General features: G+C 40.1%; 16 protein-coding genes. 12 read left to right on the top strand and 4 right to left on the bottom strand.

The features are described from left to right. Positions 1-427 precede the first annotated feature (427 nt). The gene (locus ACSV5T_RS04210; RefSeq protein WP_438320349.1) at positions 428-2,509 is read left to right on the top strand and encodes an OPT family oligopeptide transporter; all 2,082 of its coding nucleotides are present in this window, start codon (positions 428-430) and stop codon (positions 2,507-2,509) included. A 10-nt stretch (positions 2,510-2,519) separates the two neighbouring features. Then, a complete protein-coding gene (locus tag ACSV5T_RS04205; RefSeq protein ID WP_295199267.1) occupies positions 2,520-3,362 on the top strand; it encodes a hypothetical protein in 843 nt (280 codons plus the stop codon). Positions 3,363-3,602: 240 nt separating this feature from the next. Here the strand turns inward: ACSV5T_RS04205 and ACSV5T_RS04200 are convergent, their stop codons facing one another. Both ACSV5T_RS04200 and ACSV5T_RS04195 read right to left on the bottom strand, forming a co-directional pair. Then, the gene (locus ACSV5T_RS04200; RefSeq protein WP_438320348.1) at positions 3,603-4,985 is read right to left on the bottom strand and encodes an S-layer homology domain-containing protein; all 1,383 of its coding nucleotides are present in this window, start codon (positions 4,983-4,985) and stop codon (positions 3,603-3,605) included. A gap of 176 nt (positions 4,986-5,161) precedes the next feature. After that, the gene (locus tag ACSV5T_RS04195; RefSeq protein WP_438320347.1) at positions 5,162-7,009 is read right to left on the bottom strand and encodes an S-layer homology domain-containing protein; all 1,848 of its coding nucleotides are present in this window, start codon (positions 7,007-7,009) and stop codon (positions 5,162-5,164) included. Positions 7,010-7,534: 525 nt separating this feature from the next. On the opposite strand from ACSV5T_RS04195, the gene ACSV5T_RS04190 reads away from it, so the two are divergent. The 6 genes from ACSV5T_RS04190 to ACSV5T_RS04165 all read left to right on the top strand — a co-directional run bounded on the left by ACSV5T_RS04190 (position 7,535) and on the right by ACSV5T_RS04165 (position 15,465). After that, entirely contained in the window at positions 7,535-8,272 is a 738-nt protein-coding gene (locus ACSV5T_RS04190) for a (Fe-S)-binding protein (RefSeq protein WP_105093659.1), read from the top strand. Positions 8,273-8,284: 12 nt separating this feature from the next. Beyond that, entirely contained in the window at positions 8,285-9,730 is a 1,446-nt protein-coding gene (locus tag ACSV5T_RS04185; RefSeq protein WP_298632182.1) for a LutB/LldF family L-lactate oxidation iron-sulfur protein, read from the top strand. Next, entirely contained in the window at positions 9,730-10,458 is a 729-nt protein-coding gene (locus ACSV5T_RS04180) for a LutC/YkgG family protein (RefSeq protein ID WP_438320346.1), read from the top strand. Before ACSV5T_RS04185 ends, ACSV5T_RS04180 begins: the two co-directional genes overlap by 1 nt. A gap of 275 nt (positions 10,459-10,733) precedes the next feature. After that, entirely contained in the window at positions 10,734-12,125 is a 1,392-nt protein-coding gene (locus ACSV5T_RS04175; RefSeq protein WP_298632178.1) for a cation:dicarboxylate symporter family transporter, read from the top strand. Between the two features lie 280 nt (positions 12,126-12,405). Then, on the top strand, positions 12,406-13,959 hold the full coding sequence (locus ACSV5T_RS04170; RefSeq protein WP_438320345.1) for a nitrite/sulfite reductase: 1,554 nt from the start codon (positions 12,406-12,408) through the stop codon (positions 13,957-13,959). Positions 13,960-14,649: 690 nt separating this feature from the next. Beyond that, the gene (locus tag ACSV5T_RS04165; protein ID WP_438320344.1) at positions 14,650-15,465 is read left to right on the top strand and encodes a nitroreductase family protein; all 816 of its coding nucleotides are present in this window, start codon (positions 14,650-14,652) and stop codon (positions 15,463-15,465) included. Between the two features lie 200 nt (positions 15,466-15,665). Here ACSV5T_RS04165 and ACSV5T_RS04160 read toward each other — a convergent pair whose 3' ends face one another. Further along, a complete protein-coding gene (locus ACSV5T_RS04160; RefSeq protein ID WP_105089831.1) occupies positions 15,666-16,484 on the bottom strand; it encodes a MetQ/NlpA family ABC transporter substrate-binding protein in 819 nt (272 codons plus the stop codon). Positions 16,485-16,714: 230 nt separating this feature from the next. Between ACSV5T_RS04160 and ACSV5T_RS04155 the strand changes: the two genes are divergently transcribed. The 3 genes from ACSV5T_RS04155 to ACSV5T_RS04145 all read left to right on the top strand — a co-directional run bounded on the left by ACSV5T_RS04155 (position 16,715) and on the right by ACSV5T_RS04145 (position 18,978). After that, positions 16,715-17,881 (top strand): iron-containing alcohol dehydrogenase, encoded by a 1,167-nt coding sequence (locus tag ACSV5T_RS04155; RefSeq protein ID WP_438320343.1) that lies wholly within the window; start codon positions 16,715-16,717, stop codon positions 17,879-17,881. Between the two features lie 100 nt (positions 17,882-17,981). Further along, on the top strand, positions 17,982-18,647 hold the full coding sequence (locus ACSV5T_RS04150; RefSeq protein ID WP_438320384.1) for an AzlC family ABC transporter permease: 666 nt from the start codon (positions 17,982-17,984) through the stop codon (positions 18,645-18,647). After that, a complete protein-coding gene (locus tag ACSV5T_RS04145; RefSeq protein ID WP_119207287.1) occupies positions 18,640-18,978 on the top strand; it encodes a branched-chain amino acid transporter permease in 339 nt (112 codons plus the stop codon). The genes ACSV5T_RS04150 and ACSV5T_RS04145 overlap by 8 nt, the downstream gene beginning before the upstream one ends. Positions 18,979-19,036: 58 nt before the next feature. On the opposite strand, the gene ACSV5T_RS04140 is transcribed toward ACSV5T_RS04145, so the two are convergent. Further along, positions 19,037-19,888 (bottom strand): aldo/keto reductase, encoded by an 852-nt coding sequence (locus tag ACSV5T_RS04140; RefSeq protein WP_438320342.1) that lies wholly within the window; start codon positions 19,886-19,888, stop codon positions 19,037-19,039. 93 nt (positions 19,889-19,981) lie between these two features. Here ACSV5T_RS04140 and ACSV5T_RS04135 point away from each other — a divergent pair, with 93 nt between their 5' ends. Further along, positions 19,982-21,118: an efflux RND transporter periplasmic adaptor subunit gene (locus ACSV5T_RS04135; RefSeq protein ID WP_438320341.1), complete on the top strand. Its 1,137-nt coding sequence runs from the start codon at positions 19,982-19,984 to the stop codon at positions 21,116-21,118. The last annotated feature ends 17 nt before the right edge of the window (positions 21,119-21,135 follow it).

Raw genomic sequence — 21,135 nt, 5'->3', positions numbered from 1 at the left:
GACATGCCGACCTTATCGTCGGTACTTTAATTATATAAAATCCTGTATATTTGTACAGGATAAAAGAGAATGATTTCTATTTTCATATAGAGGGAGGGTGTATATGCGATTTGTGCATATACATCTTTTCCCTTCTCCCAATATATATGCGATGATTTATATTTAATCTGTATACATGTTTCATAGAAGATTGATTTGAGAGGGAAAAGGCGACAGTCCAAAAACGACTTAGCGGCCCCGCGTAGCGGAGTAGGTGGCTTTGGAGGCTTTTGGACTGTTGCCTTTTTCTACATTGTTAATGGTCTAATGAAACATGTATACATTATAAATATCGCATATATATTGAAATCAGCGCTTTAACACGATAAAATGGAAGTAGCTTATTATATTGTTGTAAGCTCTAGTTTCACAGAGGAGGTAAGTACTTATGAAACATGACTTTATGAGCCATGACCTTCATCTGCCGGAACTGACACTACGTGGGATGCTACTTGGTGCATTAATTACTGTTATTTTTACAGCATCTAACGTATACCTCGGTTTGAAGGTTGGTTTGACATTCTCGTCATCCATTCCGGCAGCCATTATTTCAATGGCAATTTTACGTTTCTTCAAGGATTCTAACGTTCTTGAAAACAACATGGTACAAACACAGGCTTCCGCAGCCGGTACTTTGTCCGCAATCATCTTTATCTTGCCAGGTCTACTTATGCTTGGCTATTGGAATGGTTTCCCATTCTGGCAAACATTCTTGCTCTGCGCATGCGGTGGTTCTCTAGGTGTATTATTCACTATTCCATTGCGTCGTGCCATGGTAGTAAATAGTGATCTACCATATCCAGAAGGCCGTGCAGCAGCAGAAATCTTGAAGGTTGGTTCCCACAATGGTGGTCAAGGCCCTCAATCTAGCTCTGGTATGAGTGATATCGTATCCGGTGGTTTTGTAGCTGGTCTTATCAGTCTTTGTGCGAACGGCTTTAAAGTGCTTGGGGACAGCATGAGCTTCTGGCTTCCTGTAGGTAGCAAAGGTATTACTCAAATTCCATTGGGCTTCTCTACAGCATTGTTAGGTGCTGGTTATCTTATCGGTATCGCTTCTGGTATCGCTATCCTAGTTGGTGTACTCATCGCTTGGGCTGGCTTCGTACCTTACTTGACTAACATGCTTGCTCCAGATGGTGGTGCTACAGCTAAATTTGCAATGGCTGTTTGGAAATCTAAAGTTCGTTTCATCGGTGCAGGTGCTATCGGTATCGCAGCGATTTGGACTTTGATTACATTGATCAAACCTATCATCGAAGGTATGAAAATTTCTGTTAAATCCATGAACAGCAGTTCCTCTGAACGTGCGTTACATCGTATGGATACAGATATGAGCACAAAATCTGTTATCATCGTGTTCGGTATCATTCTTTTAGGCTTAGTTCTTACATTCTGGGACTTCGTATCTGCAGTACCTATTAGCGCAGGCTTAATGTGGACACTTGTTATCGTAGGTGTTCTTGTAGCATTGCTAATCGGCTTCTTCGTAGCTGCTGCATGTGGTTACATGGCAGGCCTTATCGGTACATCTGCATCTCCAATCTCTGGTATTGGTATCTTAGCGACTATTATTTCTTCCTTAGTGGTGTACTTCATCGCTTCTGAAAATAACTTGTTCGCTACAGAAGCAGGCGTACAATTCGCTACAGCTATGGCTATCTTCATGACATCCGTAGTTATTGCTATTGCATCTATTTCTAATGATAACTTGCAAGACTTGAAAACAGGTCAACTCGTTGGTGCTACACCTTGGCGCCAACAAATTGCGTTGTTACTTGGCTCTGTAGCTGGTGCAGTTGCAATTGCTCCTGTTCTTAACTTGCTTTACCAAGCATATGGCTTTACAGGTGCGTTACCACGTGCTGAAATGGATCCTAATGCTGCATTATCCGCACCACAAGCAACTTTGATGACTACAATTGCTCAAGGTATCTTCAGCTCCAGCATGGATTGGAACTACATCTTGATCGGCGTTGGTGTTGGCGTAGTAGCAATCATCGTTAACTTGATTCTTAAGAGCACAACAGCTTCTTTAACATTGCCTCCATTGGCAGTTGGTATGGGTATTTACTTACCTCCAACATTGGAAGTACCTCTTATCTTAGGTTCTTTCATTAGCTACTTTGTAGGCCGTTACCTAGTAGCTCGTGCTAAAATGCGTGCTGGCGAACTCGCTGAGTACGATGTTGAACAATCTAACCGCCGTGGCGTTCTCTTCGCTTCTGGTTTGATTGTTGGTGAAAGCTTGATTGGTGTAATCATAGCTGTTATTATTGTATTGTCTGTTACAACTGGTGGTGGTGAATCTCCACTTGAATTAGTAGGCCCTCAATTTGAAAGCACAGCACAATGGTTAGGATTGCTTGCATTCATCTTCGCTGGTTTATACCTTGTTCGTCGCGTTGTAGCACACAAATTCAATAAAGAAGAAGCTTTAGCAATGAAAGCTGAGCAAGAACAACAATAAGAGGTAAACAATGAAATTAAAACAGTCTGTACTCATCATGATGGCTGCTGCGTTGCCAGTGGTATCCTTCGCAGCAAGCGAAATTCCTGTAACTAAAGACACTGCTACAGTACAAGCAGCTCCAGCTGATACGAATAAAGTAAATCGTAACGATTTAACATATCGTATTTCTAGCACTGCTACACCAGAGCAAAACCGTGCGTTACGCTCTGTAGCAACAAAAGTTGATCGCAATGCAGTTGAAGTGGTAGCACCAAATGCGGACCGTTACATGGATCGCAAAGAGGTGGCTGTATCTCCAGTGGAATCCACTACAGATCATCTTGATCTAGTATTCCCAACAGTTAAATCTGTCAGTCCAACTGTAGAAAAAGCAATCAATATGACTATCAAAAAATACGTTGCTAAAGTACAAAACGACGTAGAAAAATTGAATGCCAAAGAAGCTGATAAAACAAATGTAGTTATGTACTATGATGTTAAAACAGATAAAAATGGTATTTTCAGTGTATTGATTCATACGTACACAATGCGTGATCGTGATGCTAATGGCGTCAACTATGTAAAAGGCTTCACATTCAACACTACAACAGGTCGTCAATTATCCTTGTATGACCTTGGTGGTCTTAACAAAAAAGAATTAGTGAATGCTATCGAGAATAATCAAGATGTGAAAAATCAATTGGGCGGCGAAGTAAATATCGATAAAATGCCTACTGAATTCTACACAACTGATGATTATTCTGTTGTAATGGTATTACAACAAGACGTGGATACAATCCATAGTGCAGGTACCGTATATGTACCAGTTGGTAACTTACGTGACCGCCAAAATGATGTGACAAAAAAATAATCGAACTGTGTGAATTCGATTATGTGTGTATAGTAACAGCTGTTTTATTGTGAGAGGAACCGCTCCTTCGGGGGCGGTTCTTTTTTTGTATTATAGCAATTAAAATATAAAGGAAGATTACTATTTAGCTTTACATGAGGATTATCCTATATGCTTAATAATTTGCTTATAAGATATTGGAATAAGGGTAAAACAAAAAGCCGTGTAGGAACACGGCTTTTTATCGTTGCGATTATTTAATTATTTGTTTGTTGTGTCGTAGTAGTTTACGCGTGGAGGCAATGGGAATTGAATTGCTGCATCCGGTTTTACTGTCTCAGGTTGAGGTAATTCTACGACTACATTGTTTTTGAATTTCTTTTTGAAAGCTTTTACAGTGTCCTTTTGAACGGAGTCAGCTGTAATGATAAGAGCGCTTGTGTCGTCGTTAGGACGGATGGAGATGATGTTACCTTTTGGCTCTTTTGCTTTGTATAAATCAATAGCGTCAGATTGGTAATCTTCAAGTTGTGATTGATTTAATTTGCCTTGAGATACAACAAGAGCACTTTCAAGTTGAGGATCTTGTGTTTCAGAGATTGCATGAGCAACAGCCTCTGCTTTTTTCTTATCTGTTAAAGACGCATGTAATTTGCCGCCATCCCAGAAGAGGGCACCGTCTTGACGGAATTTTGTGAAGTCGTTGCCATAGCCTAATGTTTTGTCGATGATAGTAGCTGTTTTATTTTCTACTTGTTGTTTGAACAATGTGTTGTGGAATGCAAGCGCTTGTTCTGTTTGCGTCATGCGATACGCAATTTCAGCAGCTTCAGCACGTGTTACATATTTTTCAGGGTTAAATAATGTACCAGGAGCGTAGTTTGTGAAGCCTAGGTATGCAAGTTCACGAACTGCATCTTGAGCCCAAGGAGCTACGAATTTTTGGTCCCCATAAGCAATACTATCAAGTGCTGTTGGATCCTCTGTTGTGTATCCTAAGTAGTGAATGTAGTTGTCTGCTACTACAGCAAATTCTTGGCGAGACATATATTTTTCAGGTTTATATGTGTTATCGCCATAACCGCTGATGATATTTTTGCGCGCTACAGATTCGATAGCGAGAGCGGACCAACGGTCGGATGTAATATCTTTAAATTTGCTAGATAAGAATGCTGCAGTACCATCATCAGTGATGTTGTTGAAGAGGGCAGCAACTTCTTCACGAGTCATAGGTTGATTAGGTCGGAATGTACCGTCAGAATAACCTTTCATTAGATTTGCTTTTGTTACAGTACTGATAGAATTGGCAGCCCAGAAATCGCTAGGCACATCGGAGAAGATGTGGGCACGGATTTTTTGAATGTCTTGTGGCATACCAATAGATGTATTTACAACTACAGGAGTAGCAGCTTTAGCGGCATCAAATTTATGAGCCTCTGCTTTAGTTGTTGCTACATTAGAAGCATCTGTTTTTGTAGTGCTCGCTTGTGTGGAGGCTACGCTAGGTGCTTTAACCTTTGTGGATGCTGCTGTAGTTGTAGTAGCCTGAGTTGTAGTATTTGCAGAAGCAAAGCCAAGTCCTGTTGTAGCTAATAATGTGCCGAGAACGAGGGCACGTAATGCGTAAGGGGTATTCTTGTACATAAAAATCCTTCCTAATTATGGTAAAGGCTAACGCTAGATAGCCCAGAATATAAACTTTCACTAACAATAAAATCTATATTCATTATATAGCGAATAATAAGGCATGCATAGTGATATAAACAAAGCAGCGTAATACTAAGCGTATACGCTGCCTTGGCTAGTTGAGTGAACGCCGATTAGCGTTTTACTGTCATTTTTACTTTGGAACCGAATAATTTTGAGATTCCTTGTTGAGTTGCTTTAGATGCAGTTGTTACAACAGCGTAAAGTTGGTTGTTTTCTACATCTGGGAATGTAGCTAGAATTGTACCAGCTTTTTCGTTTTTATTGTAATAGTTGCGGAAGTTCGCATCGATTGCATCGTATTCAGTTTGGCTGTATTGGGATGGTTCAACTACAACGTAGTTATTTACAGTGGAATCACCACGTGCTGCAAGGTTTGCTTTAACTGTGGAAATATCGCTATCTGTTTTCAAAGCTACGTGCAATTGATTGTCACGCCAGTACATTACACCGTAATCTTGGAAAGCATCTTCTGTTTTGTATGTTTTATTCAATTCAGCGAATACTTTATCTTCCAAAGCAGCTTGTTGTTTTTGATCAAGTGCTTTTAACGTGCTGCGACGAACAGGACGAACTGTGCGAGTAGGTTCAGTTTTTTGAGCTACTGCGGCATTTTTATTGCCCTTTACGTCTTTTTCAACTTTTTTTGCATCAGCTTTTACGGCTTTGTCAGCTTTAGCTACATCTTTTTTAGCATCTTTGCTTACTTTGGACGCATCTTTTTCTGCTGCTGTATCAGCTTTTTTTACATCTTCTTTTACAGCTGTTTCAGCTTTTGCTTCAGTTGTAGTATGTTTTGGTGTTGCAAGGCCAGCACCATTAAGCATACGGTTCAAGATTGTTGCCGCTTGTGCTCTTGTTACAGGTTGTTTAGGGTTGAAGTTTTCAGTCGCTCCAGATGCTACGATGCCACGTTGTGCCATGTATTGGATGTCTGCCAAGTAAGCAGAGGAGATGCTAGCTTCGTCTTTGAAAGTAACCTTTTCTGTTTTTACAGGTGTAGAAAGGTTTAACTTCTTAGCCAAGCTTGCTGCGGATGCTACGAATTGTTCGCGGTCCATAGTTTTGCTAGGTGTGAAAGCTGTTTTAGATGTGCCTTCCATTACGCCTGCAGCACTTACTAATTTGATAGCGGAGCTGGACCAACGATCTGCTTCTACGTCAGAGTAGGATGTAGAAGATTCTTTTGTTACAATATCAGCTAATTCTTGTTCATTTAAGTTATGTTGTAATACTTTACCGTAAATAGCAGCTGCTTGTTCACGAGTGATTTGAGCGCTAGGTTTGAATGTGTTATCTGCGTAACCAGAAAGGTAACCAGCTTGTGTCATTGCTTGGATAGCATCGCGAGCCCAGTTGTCTTTAGTGTCAGGATATACACCAGCAGGTAAGTTTTCTTTAGCTTTTATAGCTTTTTTACCTTCTACTTTAGCAGCATCTTCTTTAACATCATTTTTTACAGATGTATCAACGCGTTTAGCGTCGTTTTTAACGGATGTATCAACGCGTTTAGCATCGTTTTTAACGGATGTATCAACGCGTTTAGCATCGTTTTTAACGGATGCATCAGCATGTTTAGTATCGTGTTTTACAACTGTAGTTGCATGTTTAGCATCATTTTTAGCAGATGTATCAACATGTTTTGCATCGTGTTTAACGGATGCATCAGCATGCTTAGTATCATGTTTTACAACTGTAGTTGCATGTTTAGCATCATTTTTAGCAGATGTATCAACACGTTTAGCATCGTTTTTAACGGACGTATCAACGCGTTTAGCGTCATTTTTTACAGATGTATCTACACGTTTAACATCAGTTTTAGCTGCAGTATCAGTTTTTGTAGCAACATTAGATACTTCGGCTTTTGCGTGCGCCGCAGTTGTTTCGGCGTGAGCCATGCCGAATGTGGAACCGAGGGCCAATGTAATTGCCAAGGATAAAGATAATTTATTTAGTTTCATTGAAAAGGCTCCTTTCAAACTATACTTATATAAAATAAATTATAACACTTTTTAAATTTATACACTACTATAAGAAAATGTAATATATAAGGATAAAAATTACATGAATTTGAAATTTAAAGCCTATTTATATAAATATTCAATGAATTATAGGTAAATAACGATGTGAGAACCATTGAAGGATACAAAATGATAAACATTCCCAAAATCTAGAGTTTACGGGACTTTCACAAGAATCATTTATAAATAAGTAGGTATATGTGATAAAATGCAATGTTTATTATTACAAAAAGTCATAACGATATGAGAAATAAAAGGGTACATACTAATATAGCAATCCTTTGGACATTTTCTATATGATTAATTTATAATTATATCGATAAAGCTTTTGAATATTTATTTGAAAGCATAAGTAATGTTTCGGGCAGAAAATTATTGAAAAACTTTCACTAGAATTCTTGCCATAACACATACATATCAAAATTTTTTATTAGGTTAAGTACTAGAAAAGACGAGGACGATAATATGAAAATTCATCTTTTCCAACAGTGTTTGATTGACATGTTCTACCCACATGTAGGCATGGCTGGTGTAGAAGTACTTGAAAGATTAGGTTGCGAGCTCGTAGTGCCTAAGAAACAAGTATGTTGTGGCCAAATGTTCACTAACTCTGGTTACAACGAAGCAGCTATGGATGCAATTAAGAATACAATCGAATGCTTCGAGAACGCTGAATATGTAGTCAGCATGTCCGGATCTTGCGCATTTGCAATCCGTGATGAATATCATCATTTCTTGAAAGATCAACCTGAGTGGTTGGCACGTGCAGAAAAATTGAGCGGCAAAATTTACGAGTTCACTCAATTCATTACTGACGTATTAGGTGTAGAAGACGTTGGAGCACGCTTTAACGAATCCGTTACATACCATACTTCTTGCCACGTTACTCGTTTGATGGGCGTTAAAGAACCTCCATTCAAACTCCTTAAAAATGTTAAAGATATCAACTTGATTGAATTACCACGTGCAGACCGTTGCTGTGGTTTCGGCGGTACATTCTCCGTTAAGAACCCTGAAATTAGTGAAGTTATGACACGCGAAAAAGCGTTGGAAATCGCTGGTACAGGTGCCAATGTTATTTCCGGTTCTGACCAAGCGTGCTTGATGAACATCGCTGGTATGCTTGACCGTCTTCACAAAGAAGGCGAAATCGATCGCCGTATCAAAGTAATGCATATTGCTGAAATCTTAAACTGCCGTTAAGGAGGAGACGACATGGCACTTATATATGACAATCGCCCCTATAAAACACGTATAAAAGAATGTTTGGCTGACGATTTCAAGGTTGCAGCTATCAAAAAAGCACAAGACGTGTTTTATGATAAACGTAATACAGTAGTTGCGGACGTTCCTGAATGGTTAGATTTCCGCGCAGAAGCAGCTAAGCTTCGTGATCACGTGCTTAATAATTTGGATTACTATGTAAACCAATTTGCTGAAAACGCTGAAAAAGCTGGTTCTAAAGTTCACTTTGCATTCGACGATAAAGAAGCGACTCAAATCGCTTTAGATATCCTTCGTGAACGCGAAGCTAAAATGATCGTTAAATCCAAAACTATCTTAACTGAAGAAATTGGTTTGAACGAAGTTCTTGAAGAAGCTGGTATCGAAGTAAACGAAACTGACTTGGCTGAATTCATTTTGCAAACAGCAGTGAGCCCACCATCTCATATCGTTGTACCAGGCCTTCACTTTGAACGTAACAAAATCCGCGAAATTTTCGCTGAAAAATTAGGTTACACTGGCACTGAAAACCCTACAGAAATGACTCACTTCGTACGTGGTTATGTACGTGAGCGCTTCTTGAAAGCTGACGTAGGTGTTAATGGTTGTAACTTTGCGGTAGCTGCATCCGGTACATGTACTATCGTTTCCAACGAAGGTAACGGTCGTATGTCTAGCTCCATTCCTAAGACTCAATTGATCTTCTTAGGTACAGAACGTATCGTTCCTGACTTCAAAGCTCTTGACGTTATGATGGAAATGTTGAACCGGTCTGCAGTAGGTTCTAAAATTTCCAACTACTTCTCCATGATGACTGGCCCTGGTCGTGCTGGTGAAGCAGACGGTCCTGAAGAAACTCATATCATCATTATCGATAACGGTCGTTCCGGTATCTTAGGTGGTACATTCCAAGAAATGTTACGTTGTATCCGTTGTGGTGCATGTATGAATATTTGTCCTGTATACCGTCACATCTCTGGTCACGGTTATGGCTCCGTATATCCAGGTCCAATGGGTGCTGTATTGACTCCATTGTTCAAAGGTTACGAAGTAGCAGGCGATCTTCCATATGCGTCTACATTGTGCGGTGCATGTACAGAAAACTGTCCAGTAGCTATTCCATTGCATGAATTATTGATGGAACACCGTCATATTATGGCTGACATCGAAAAAACTCGTCCAAAAGCAGAAGAAGCAATCTTCACTGCAGCAGCTAAGATGTTTGGTAACTCCACATTATTCGACCTTGGCACAAAAGCTGGCGCTATCGGTATGAACTTGATTAGTAACAAAGAAGGCAATATGCCTACATGGACTCAAGCTGTTCCAGTTATGAACGGCTGGACTAAATCCAAAGAAATGGGTACATTGAAGTTCAAAAAATTCCGTGACTTATATGCTGAACATGAAAAGAACAAGAAGAAGGAGAAAAAATAATGGATGAAGCTAAACGTAAACAATTTATTGCACGTTTATCTCGTGCATTAGGCCGTGATCAAGAAATGTGCCCTGCATTCGTAGAGGGTTTTGATTACAGCCATGGTCCTCAAGAAACTATGTTCAAAGATTTGAATAAAGATCAAATTTTGACAATGTTTAAGGAACAATGTCAACGTGTTGGTACAAAATTCGTTGAAACTACACCTGATAAATTAGGTGAAACAATTTTGGCAGCTATTGAAGACTGGGGTAACGGTAAAGTTGTATTCCCAAGTGTTCCAGAAGTAGAAGAATATAAATTAAAAGAATTATTCGAACAAGATGCAGCTAATAATGGCGGCACTCGTACATACTTCCAATGGGATCCAGCTAAAGGTCGTGAAGAATGTATTTCTAATACTGCCAATGCAGATATTGGTATTACATTCCCATACTGCGGTATTGCTGAAACTGCTACTGTAGTACAAGCGTCTGGTGAAGAATCTGGCCGTGCTATCAGCTTGTTGCCTACTACACATATCGCTGTATTGTACACTGATACAATTAACCCGCGTATGACTCAAACAATGGAACATTTGGCTGAACGTTATCACAACGATCCATCCAACTTCCCTACAAATATCTGCTTGATTTCTGGGCCATCCCGTACAGCTGATATTGAGTTGGTTACTGTAGATGGTGCTCATGGTCCTATCCAAGTAACTTACGTTTTAGTTAACAGATAATCCTATAACTAGGTAGTGTTATAACTAAATATATTTAAAGGTGATCTTCCTATGGAAGGTCACCTTTTTATATGCGTAACTTTCTGCTGTGATATAGGGCATCTTGAAAAGGCAGAGGTATCGGTATATCAATGGAGATTAACATATTTATAAAACTTGCAGAATCCGCATAGAAAAACTTATATAATTTAAATTATTTTACTTGTAAATTTTTCGATATATGATATACTGAGTTCATAACCTATTATTGTGATATGAATTAAAAGAGGTGTATTATGAATATTCCATTCTTTACAGATTACCTCATGCTAAGCAATCCATTAAGTATCGGTATTATCGCTGTGTTTGTACTTGCGTTAATCGGTATTTATGCTTTGCAACGCAAGGGCACATCCTTTGGTAATCTCGTTATTATTGGTACTATTGTTGGTGCCGTACTTGGTATTGCTATTCAAATTATTGCAGGCTTCCCAGATGATCCTTCTAAAGTGGTATACATCAAGGAAAGTACGAAGTGGTTCTCTCTAGTAGGGGGCGGCTTTATTGATTTGATCCGCATGCTTGTTATTCCTATTGTATTTATCTCCATTGTACATGTTATCTTGCACATGGAAGCAGGTGCGAATCTTAAGAAATTAGTAGTTGCCATGGTTTCTACAAATCTTGGCATGGTAGCTGTTGCTGCTATCGTTGGCCTTATCTTGGGTAATGCTTTCGGCTTAGGTCAAGGCTTTGATATTGTTGAATCTGGTAAAAAGATTCGTGAAATCAAACCAATGGTTGATACATTCCGTGCATTGATTCCAAGTAACCCAATTCAAGCTGCAGCCGAAACAAATGTTATCGGCATCGTAGTATTTGCTATCATCTTGGGTAGTGTTGCTCGTTTGTTGAAGAAAACAGGCACAAATAGCATGGAAATCTTCACTAAGCTATTTGATGAGCTTCACCAATTAATCTCCTGGGTTGCAGACTTCATTATCGGTCTTATGCCTTACGGCGTAGTTGCTTTATTGGCATCTACATTAGCAACACGTGGTTTGCAAGCTATCTTAGATATGGGCTTATTCGTAGTATTGCTTTACGTTGGCCTTTTGATTATGTTCGTTGTTCAAGCTATCTTGATTGCTAGCTTCGGTTACAACCCGATTACATACTTCAAAAAAGCAAAAGCTCCACTCTTGTTAGCTTTCACATCCCGTTCCTCTATGGGCGTATTGCCATTAACTGTTGAAACTTTGACAAAACGTCTTGGCGTAAATGCTACAACAGCAAATACAGTAGCATCCTTCGGTACTACTGCAGGCATGCAAGGTTGTGCCGGCGTGTTCCCAGCACTTGTTGTTGTGTACATCTCTAACGTGGCGGGTATCCCATTTGATTTGACTATGTATATTATGAGTGTTATCGTTATCGCTATCGGTTCCGTTGGTATCGCAGGCGTTCCTGGTACAGCTACAATGGCTGCATCTGTATCCCTTAGCGGTACAGGTCTTGGTGCATACTTCACATCCATCAGCCCAATCCTTGCTATCGATCCATTGATCGACATGGGTCGTACATGCTTGAACGTATCTGGTTCCTTAACAAATGCTCTCGTAGTAGATAAAATTATGGGCACTATCGATAAAGATGCATATAACAACCCTAATGAAGGTCGAGTATAATTCTCGTACTAAACATTGACGTTATAATATAGTCATTAAAATCAGAACTAATCATATGAAAAGAACAGTCTTCGGACTGTTCTTTTTTATTTTAAAATTTACTCCATACTGATTTGACTCTTATTAAAAGTAATTATTATTACAGATTGTAAAGCATATTATTTGTAATTGATATTAAAATTGTGAGCTTGGCTACTAACATACGTATGCGTGTATGGTATACTAGCCTATGAAAAGTTCTGTATTATGCTTAATAAATATAAGCCAAGAGGGTACTAATATGATTACACAAGAGTTGAAAGATCGATTAATTGCAGATTATCCAAAGTTTGAAGATATGACGCATAAGTTCTATAAGAAAGAAATGTCTATTGCAGACTATAAAGGGCAATCCGGTGCCTATGGTAGTTATGCTGAGCGTGGTGCTAACTCTGGTATGAGCCGTTGGCGCTTCAACGGTGGGCGCATGACACGCGAGCACATGCAGTTTTTAGCGGACTCTATTCGCAAATATAATTTGCAGCACGTACATTTCACTACTGGCCAATGTTTGCAAATGCATGGCCTCGATGGTGATACAATTCTAAATCTATATAAAGAATGTTATGATCACGGTATCTATAACCGCGGTGCTGGTGGGGACAATCCAAATGTAGTGGCGAGTATTTTACGCGGTATTGATCCGCGTGAAACATTAGATATTACGCCGTATGCAACGGCTATTAGCGAGTTCCTTCTAGAGCAAATGTTCTATATCAAAATTCCTCGCAAATTTAAAATGGGCATCGACAATGGCTTTGATAGTACGCCTCATGCTACATTCAAGGACCTTGGTTTCAATTTAACAAAACACAATACCTTTGATGTATACGCTTGTGGTGGTATTGGCCCAAATCCTCGTATTGGTATTCCTGTGGCCCATGATGTGGCGCCTGAGGATGTTTTATACCATGTGAAAGCTATGCTTATGGTCTTTGCTAACCATGGAAATTTCAAAAACCGTGGCAAGGCTCGTACTCGCTATATGCCTGCGGAAATGGGTGGAGCTGAAGCTTTCATCAAGACCTATGAAGAAACATTGGCGATGGTGAAAGAAGTGGAACAATTAACCATTAATCCAGCTGACTATGCTTATGAAATTACAAAAACTGGTAAGCGTGATAAGTCTGTGGAAAACGATCGTATTCACCGTCAAAAACAAGAAGGTTTATACTACGTAGAATACCATCCGGCAGGTGGCGATGCTAATGTAGAACACCTATTGGCTGCTCTTGATTATGCTGTAACACTTGATCAAGTAGAAGCGCGTATTGCGCCAGACCAAGCATTGTTCTTCATCAACCTTACTGCTGATGAGGCTCGTAAAATCGCAGAGTTAACAGACGACAGTGCGGGAAATGATTTCCGTCGTTCCGTATCCTGCGTAGGCTCCACAGTATGTCAAATTGGTATGCAAGACTCCAATGGCCTATTGAAAGATATCTTCGGACACCTTGAAGAAAAAGGTGTAGATACAAGTAAACTCCCTCGTTTACACATCTCGGGCTGTCCACACTCCTGTGGTACACACCAAATCGGTGAAATTGGTTTCCACGGAGCTGTAAAATTAGTAGACAAGAAACCTACCGTAGCCTTTATCCTCGTAGACGGTGGTTCCGAACACATGGGCTCCGAAAACTTCGGTAAAATGGCAGGTAATATCGTAGCCACAAAAATCCCAGAATTCCTAGAAGCCTTGGCAAACATCCTAAACCAATCCCCAGAACCAGACTTTGGTACCTGGAGAATGACACACAAAGCGCAATACATGGAACTTATAAAAGCATTTGAGTAAAATCCTTTCCGCTTGTGATGGGGCCCCAGCAATTGAGTAGATATTATGTCGTTTGCTATGGGGCCCCGTTTCACTACGACAACTTAATTAAAAATAAAACTAGGTATCTCCTTGCTCCGTCCTTCGTAAAGTCGCTGCAGAAATACCTAGTTTTATTTTTATAACATCTGCCATGAATTAGTCCCATAGCAAACAACATCTACTGCTTAATATACAGAAATCCCCATCACAAGCTACATTTGATCTTTACTCAATATGCTTTTGTATGATAGGGAAAGGGAGAGACTAGCCGTAGGCTAGTCCTTCCCCTACGGTGGGCATGGCACCACTACTATAAAGCCTAGTTGCAGGCTATTTTTTCACACATGGTGGGCGTGGCGCCATTAGTCTAAAGTCTTTTTATATAGATCAATCAGGTTATCTAGGTATTATGTGTTTTATGTGTGTAGTTCTATTTTGATGGGACGCCTTTATGAATATAGTTATAAAAAAGTACAAATATACTTGTGCAGCGACTTTGCGAAGGACGGAGCAAGCAAGTATATTTGTACTTTTTTAACTAGGTTGTAGAAATGAAATAGGGCCCCATCAAAATAGGGAGAATAACCTTGAAAAGCATATGTTGCCTAGATAACCCTTGATTGATTGTGTTATAATAGGCTTTATAGTAGTGTTTGGAGGATTTATCAGATGTTATTTACCGTCAATACAGAAGTCTGTACACGATGCGGCCTTTGCGTAGCTGACTGTCCAACAGGCTTGCTAGTGATGTCCGAAAATGGGCCTGTAACTGGCAAGGGAGGTTGTATCTCCTGTGGGCATTGTATTTCCGTATGCCCAACGCTTGCTCTTGATAGTGATATGACCCCACGTAAAGAGCAAATCGATATCACAAAAGAACAAAAATTAACGCCAGAGCAAGCTGAGTTATTCTTGCGCAGCCGTCGCTCTATTCGTAATTATCAAAATAAACCAGTTCCTGCTGAGCTTATTCGCAAGGTCTTAAACGTTGCAAGAATGGCTCCAACAGCAACAAATACACAAGGTATTTCCTATATTGTTATTCGGGACAAACAAAAGTTGCGTCGCATTGCAGATCTCGTTCTTGAGTGGATGCATTTGGCTGCGAAAACTGTGCCGATTATGCGTCTTTATGCTCGTGCAGCACAAGCTGAGGTCGATAGGGGTAAGGAATACATCTTGCGCGATGCGCCTGCGTTAGTAGTGGCCATCGGTTCTAAAAAAGATATTCACCGTACTCACGATAGCGGGCATTCCTGCTTGTCTTATGCAGAGTTGTATGCACCAACATTAGGTTTAGGCACTTGTTGGGCTGGCTTCTTTGAACATGCAGGCGAAGCAGAGTATAAACCACTATTGGAACTATTAGGTGTACCAGAGGATAAAATCATTGCTGGTGGTATCTTGATGGGCTATCCAAAGGTTCGTTACCGTAACATCGTGGAACGCCAACCATTGGACGTAACATTCGATACTGAAGAATAGTAGTGATTGATTACTAATAATAGTGATTGATACTAAAGAATAAAATAAAAGCGATACTCTAAACAGTTAGGGTATCGCTTTTTGGCATTATACATATTTTGCTGTAGTTACTACATTTGTTATGGTGATAGTCGTATTTATAGATCTATAAAAGATTGTTTATCAAAAAGACCGGCCTCGTATTGAGGTCGGTCTTTTGGTTAGTTTGCAGATGTAATGCTACCTTTGAAAGTATCGTTGATGAATTGTTTAATTGCATCAGATTTGTAAATGTCTGCAATTTTTTTGTAAGTTTCGTTGTCTTTGTCTTCACTACGTACCGCAAGTACGATGACTGTTAGTGGTTCATCTTTTGATTCGAAGAAGAAGCCTTGTTTTTCTACACTAAGGCCAGCACTTTGTACATAATTCATTGGAATAACTGCAATTGTTACATCATCTAGACTACGAGGTAATTGAGCTGCTTCTAATTCTTGAATCTTTATATTTTTCGGGTTAGATGTGATATCTGCAACAGTTGCTTTGAAGCCGACACCATCTTTTAACGTAATTAATCCAGCTTTAGCTAATAATACTAATGCACGACCACCATTAGTAGGGTCATTTGGAATAGAAACCGTAGCGCCTTCAGGTACATCTTGTACGCTATGTACACTATTACTATATAATCCCATACGCACTAAAAGGGTTTTACCGATTGCTACTAAGTTGGAACCATTTTGTTTGTTAAAGTTTTCCATAAATGGCACGTGTTGGTACGCATTCAATTGAATGTCGCCATCAGCAAGAGCTTTATCTGGTGTTACATAATCGGAGAACTCTACAACTTTAAGGTCGATACCTTGTTTTTTAGCTTCTTTTGCAACTGCTTCAGCTACTTGAGCGTGAGGACCTGCAGTAGCACCGATTTTAATTTCTTTTGGTGCTTGGCTAGATTGATTTGTATCTGTGCCGCAACCTGCGATGGCGAATGCTAGAACGCCAACGAGAAGAGGGGCAATAAATTTTTTTAATTTCATGTGAACATCCCTTTCTATATACATATAATGTATATATCCTATCATGTGAATGGGATTTTGTATATAGAGCAAAAGATATCGGTTAGCTATAGATTAAAGCTATGGCTTTTATGAGCTCGCTAATGATAAGGGGTGTAGCATATCTAAGAATATCGAAAAAATGATATAATAGATATAAATTTCGTACAATTAGACTTATAGGTTTTATATGATATACATAGGAGGTCACTATGTTTAACTTTGATTTTTATAACCCTACACATATTGTATTCGGTAAAGATCGCTTGAGCGAATTAAATGCATTAGTACCAAAGGATGCAAAGGTGCTTATTACATATGGTGGTGGCTCTGCTGTGCGCAGTGGTCTTATTGACCGTATTGTGGCAGCTCTTGGCGACCGCAAGGTTGAGCAATTCGGCGGCATTGAACCAAACCCATCTCTTGAAACATGTGAACATGCCGTTGCTTTCATTAAAGAACATGGCGTAGATTTCGTCCTTGCAGTAGGTGGTGGTTCTGTAGTAGATGCTACAAAGCTCATCGTTATGGGTGCTACTTATGATGGCCCTGTTATTGATGTTATGAAAGCTGGCCTACCAGAGGTTCCAGTGGAAATGGTACCAAATCCATTACCATTTGGTACAGTTATGACACTTCCTGCCACAGGTTCTGAAATGAACAATGGCGCTGTTATTACCTATGGTGATGGAAAGTTCCCTGTGTTTAGTAGCTTAGTATTCCCTAAGTTCTCTATGCTCGATCCAACATTGACTTTCACATTGCCAGAAAAACAAGTTAAGAATGGTGTTATTGATACATTCGTGCATACCACAGAGCAATATTTAACATACCCTGTAGAAGGTCGTATTCAAGATCGTTTCAGTGAAGGTATCTTGAAAACTATGATTGAAATCGGCAAAGAAACAGTAGAAAATCCAGAAAACTACGACATTCGCGCGAACCACGTGTGGGCCTCTACCTTGGCGTTAAATGGATTGATCGGTGCCGGCGTGCCGCAAGATTGGGCAACACATCTTATCGGTCATGAGTTAACGGCGGCTTACCATCTTGACCACGGCATTACATTGGCTATTGTATTGCCTGCGTTGTTAGAGGTGAAAAAAGCCGACAAGCTCGATAAATTGGCACAATATGCTACACGTGTATGGCATATTACGGAAGGTACAAAAGAGGAAAAAGCGGATAAGGCTATCGCCAAAACTCGTGAATTCTTCGAGTCCCTTGGCGTATCTACTCATTTGAAAGATTATGGCCTTGGCGCTGAAGCAGTTGATAAAATTGTGAAACAATTAGAAGATCATGGTATGACACGACTTGGTGAAAAAGGTGACGTAACACCAGAAGTAGCTCGCGAAATTTTAACGCGTGCTTTATAATAAATGACGTTAACACTTTAAATGTATGTGATTTGGAAGGAAGGCGAGCCCTATGAATGAAATAAAACATCGAAGTGCATTTTCCTTTGCATTTCCTATTATGGTTCCTATGGGCATCAGCTTCTTTTTCATAGGTTTAGGATTTGGTTTATATGCAACGAGCCAAGGCTTCCCTTGGTGGACGGCGCCAGTTTTAGCGGCTACCATTTTTGCAGGATCCATGGAGTTTGTGACGATTGGCATGTTGATGGCCGAATTTGATCCGATTAATGCGTTTATACTGACCATGTTCGTTAATGGACGCCATTTCTTTTATGGACTATCTGCACTACAACGGTATGTACATATGGGCTGGAAATGGTTTCCTACGGTTGCTTGGATGTGTGATGAAAGTTTTGCCATCAATATGGCTACTAAGTTACCGGATGATGTGGATGAAAAGTGGTTTTACTTCCACGTGTCTTGGCTTAACTATGTGTTCTGGGTATTTAGTACCTTTGTAGGCGGTCTGTTTGGCAATCTCTTGGCCACCGTAGATTTACGGGGCATCGATTTTGTATTACCAGGTCTATTCATTGTGGTATTCCTTGAAATGCTGCTCAACGCAAAAAATAACAAGATAAGAGCCTTTGGCGTAGCTGGTGCCGCTATGGCGATAGTTATGCTCTTATTGGTAGGCAAATCGCTCTTTATGCTTTTATCCATGAGCTGTATGCTAGTAGCCTGCTATATTGCGTATAAGTGGGGAGGTGTACATCTTGACTAGTACAGAAATGGTCATCACCGTTGCTATTGTTGTAGCCGGTACATTACTCACTCGTTTTGGTGCCTTCCTTGTATTTCCACCAGGAAAAAAGGCACCAGATTTTGTACTCTTTTTAGGTAAGGCTTTGCCGGCTGCCGTTATGGGCATGCTCGTTGTATATACCTTTAAGGAGACCGTCATTTTAGCATATCCGTATGGTATCCCTGAGCTCATAGCATTAGTTGTTACGGTAGGGTTACATTTATGGAAACGTAACATGCTCATATCGATTGCTGCCGGTACAGTGATTTATATGATACTCGTACAAGCCGTATTTAATGTGCCGAAATAAAATAAACCACTTGTATCTATTCTTAGAGGAGTAGATATAAGTGGTTTTGTTTTTATATTTATTTAAGTTGTAAAAGTCTTTCAAGACCTGGTGCAGTATGGTGATCTTCCAAGAAGTCTTGTTGGTCTAATAGTTCCATAACATCCATGTCGATGTTTGTTAGTTTGAAATCGAATACATCGAAGTTGGCTTCCATGTGACTTACATTATTTGCTTTTGGCAATGGAATGATGCCACGTTGGATGTGCCAACGCAAGATAATTTGATGTTTAGACACGCCGTATTTTTCAGCCAAGCTTTTGATGATAGGATGGTCAAAAATAGGTTGGCGGTCACGAGTAAATGGAGACCATGCCATGCCTACTACTTGATGTTTACGCATTAATTGTAATAAGGATTGACGTTGGTTAAACGGGTGACACTCAATTTGGTTCACCACAGGTTTTACATTACAGTGATACAACAAGTCTATAAGGCGATCTTCGTAGAAGTTAGAGAGACCTAGACCACGCAATACGTTTTGGTCGTATAACTCCTCCATAGCGCGCCAAGAGCCGTAGTAATCGCCTAAAGGTTGGTGAACGAGCATGATGTCGATATAATTAGTGTCTAATTTCTTTAGAGAGCTTTCAACAGCGCGCATCGTATTATCATAGCCTGCATCGGTGTGCCAAATTTTTGTAGTAATAATGATATCTGTACGATTAATGCCAGATGCTTTGATACCTTTGCCAACGGCCTCTTCGTTGCCGTAGTACGCGGCTGTATCGAGCAATCGGTAACCTACACTAAGTGCATTAGCAACGGCTTGCTCCGTTTCTCCTTCGGTGCCTGTTTTATAAGTGCCATAACCGATAGAGGGAATGAAGCTGCCGTTATTTAATATTCTAAAGTCCATCCGTTCTTCCATAAGAACCTCCGTTATATCCATAAATTAAAGGAATTAGCTTTCATACAATTCTAATTGATTTTATGATATACTAAGGTATTGATAAAAATCAATATGACAGGAAGTGACAGAATGAAATTAAAACGAATTTATTCTGTAGTTGCTATGCTTGGTGTTGTGATGATGGCCTTAGCCATTGCTGGTTGCGGTACAAAGACCGTATCCGTTGCTGATGTAACATACAAGGATATGCCGCTACAGATCCATAATGATGCCAATGTAACAGCCCTTAACAAGGCGACGGTAACGCCGACGTTGACAGGGCAGGTCGCGTATGCTGTGAAAGTAGGCGACCAAGTACAACAAGGTCAAGTCTTGGCCACTGTAGATACATCGGCTTTACAGCAACAGCTAGCATCCTTACAAGGCCAGTTAGCGCAAGCGCAAGCTCAATCCTATGCGACATCCGTTACAACTACGACGGCAGCCTCTGTAGATAGTGGTCAATTAGCACAGGCACAGAAAATGCGTGAAGCAGGTATGATTACACAAAAAGAATATGATCGCATTGTAGAACGGTCTCAGCCACAAACTACGACGGTAACAACTGGTGGTGGCGGTGGTGGGGTTAATACAGCAGCCATTCAAGCTCAAATTGCTCAAGTATCTGCACAAATGGCAGCATCTACAATCGTAGCACCTATAGCTGGTACAGTGACTGCTATTTATAATGAAGACCGTCAAATGGCCATTGCAGATCGTCCGTTCATGATGATTCAACAATCTACACCAATGGTAGCATCTCTCAGCATCCCGCGTGATGCGGCGATGAAACTGGGTACACCAGATGCTAAAAAGGGTATTAAGGTACTCCTCAAGGTAGGTGACCAAGAGTTACCAGGTGAATTGACATATGTAGATGTGACTCAGCCAGAAAATGTGCCAAGCGTTCTTGTGAAAGCTACTTTCAACAATGACAAAGGCCTTATCAAGGCTGGCGAGTTCTATACGCTTATCATCGAGTCAGATATAAAAGCGAAGATGCTCACTGTACCAAGCAAAGCGGTTCGCGAAAACCAAGACGGCAAATACGTATATGTATTGACTGAAAATAATACGGTTGACGTACGTGTCGTTGAGGTAGGTATGACAGAAGACGATGATGTAGCAATTATTTCAGGCCTAAACGAAGGTGATAAGGTAATTACAACCGACGGAAACTTTGAATTAGGTGAATCTGTTAAATTATAATGAACAACCATGTGGTT

This window comes from Veillonella sp. ZSJB6, assembly GCF_051549505.1.
Taxonomy (GTDB): Bacteria; Bacillota; Negativicutes; order Veillonellales; family Veillonellaceae; genus Veillonella.
The sequence above is the reverse complement of the archived record's forward strand: the minus strand, read 5'-3'. Positions and strand labels throughout refer to the sequence as shown.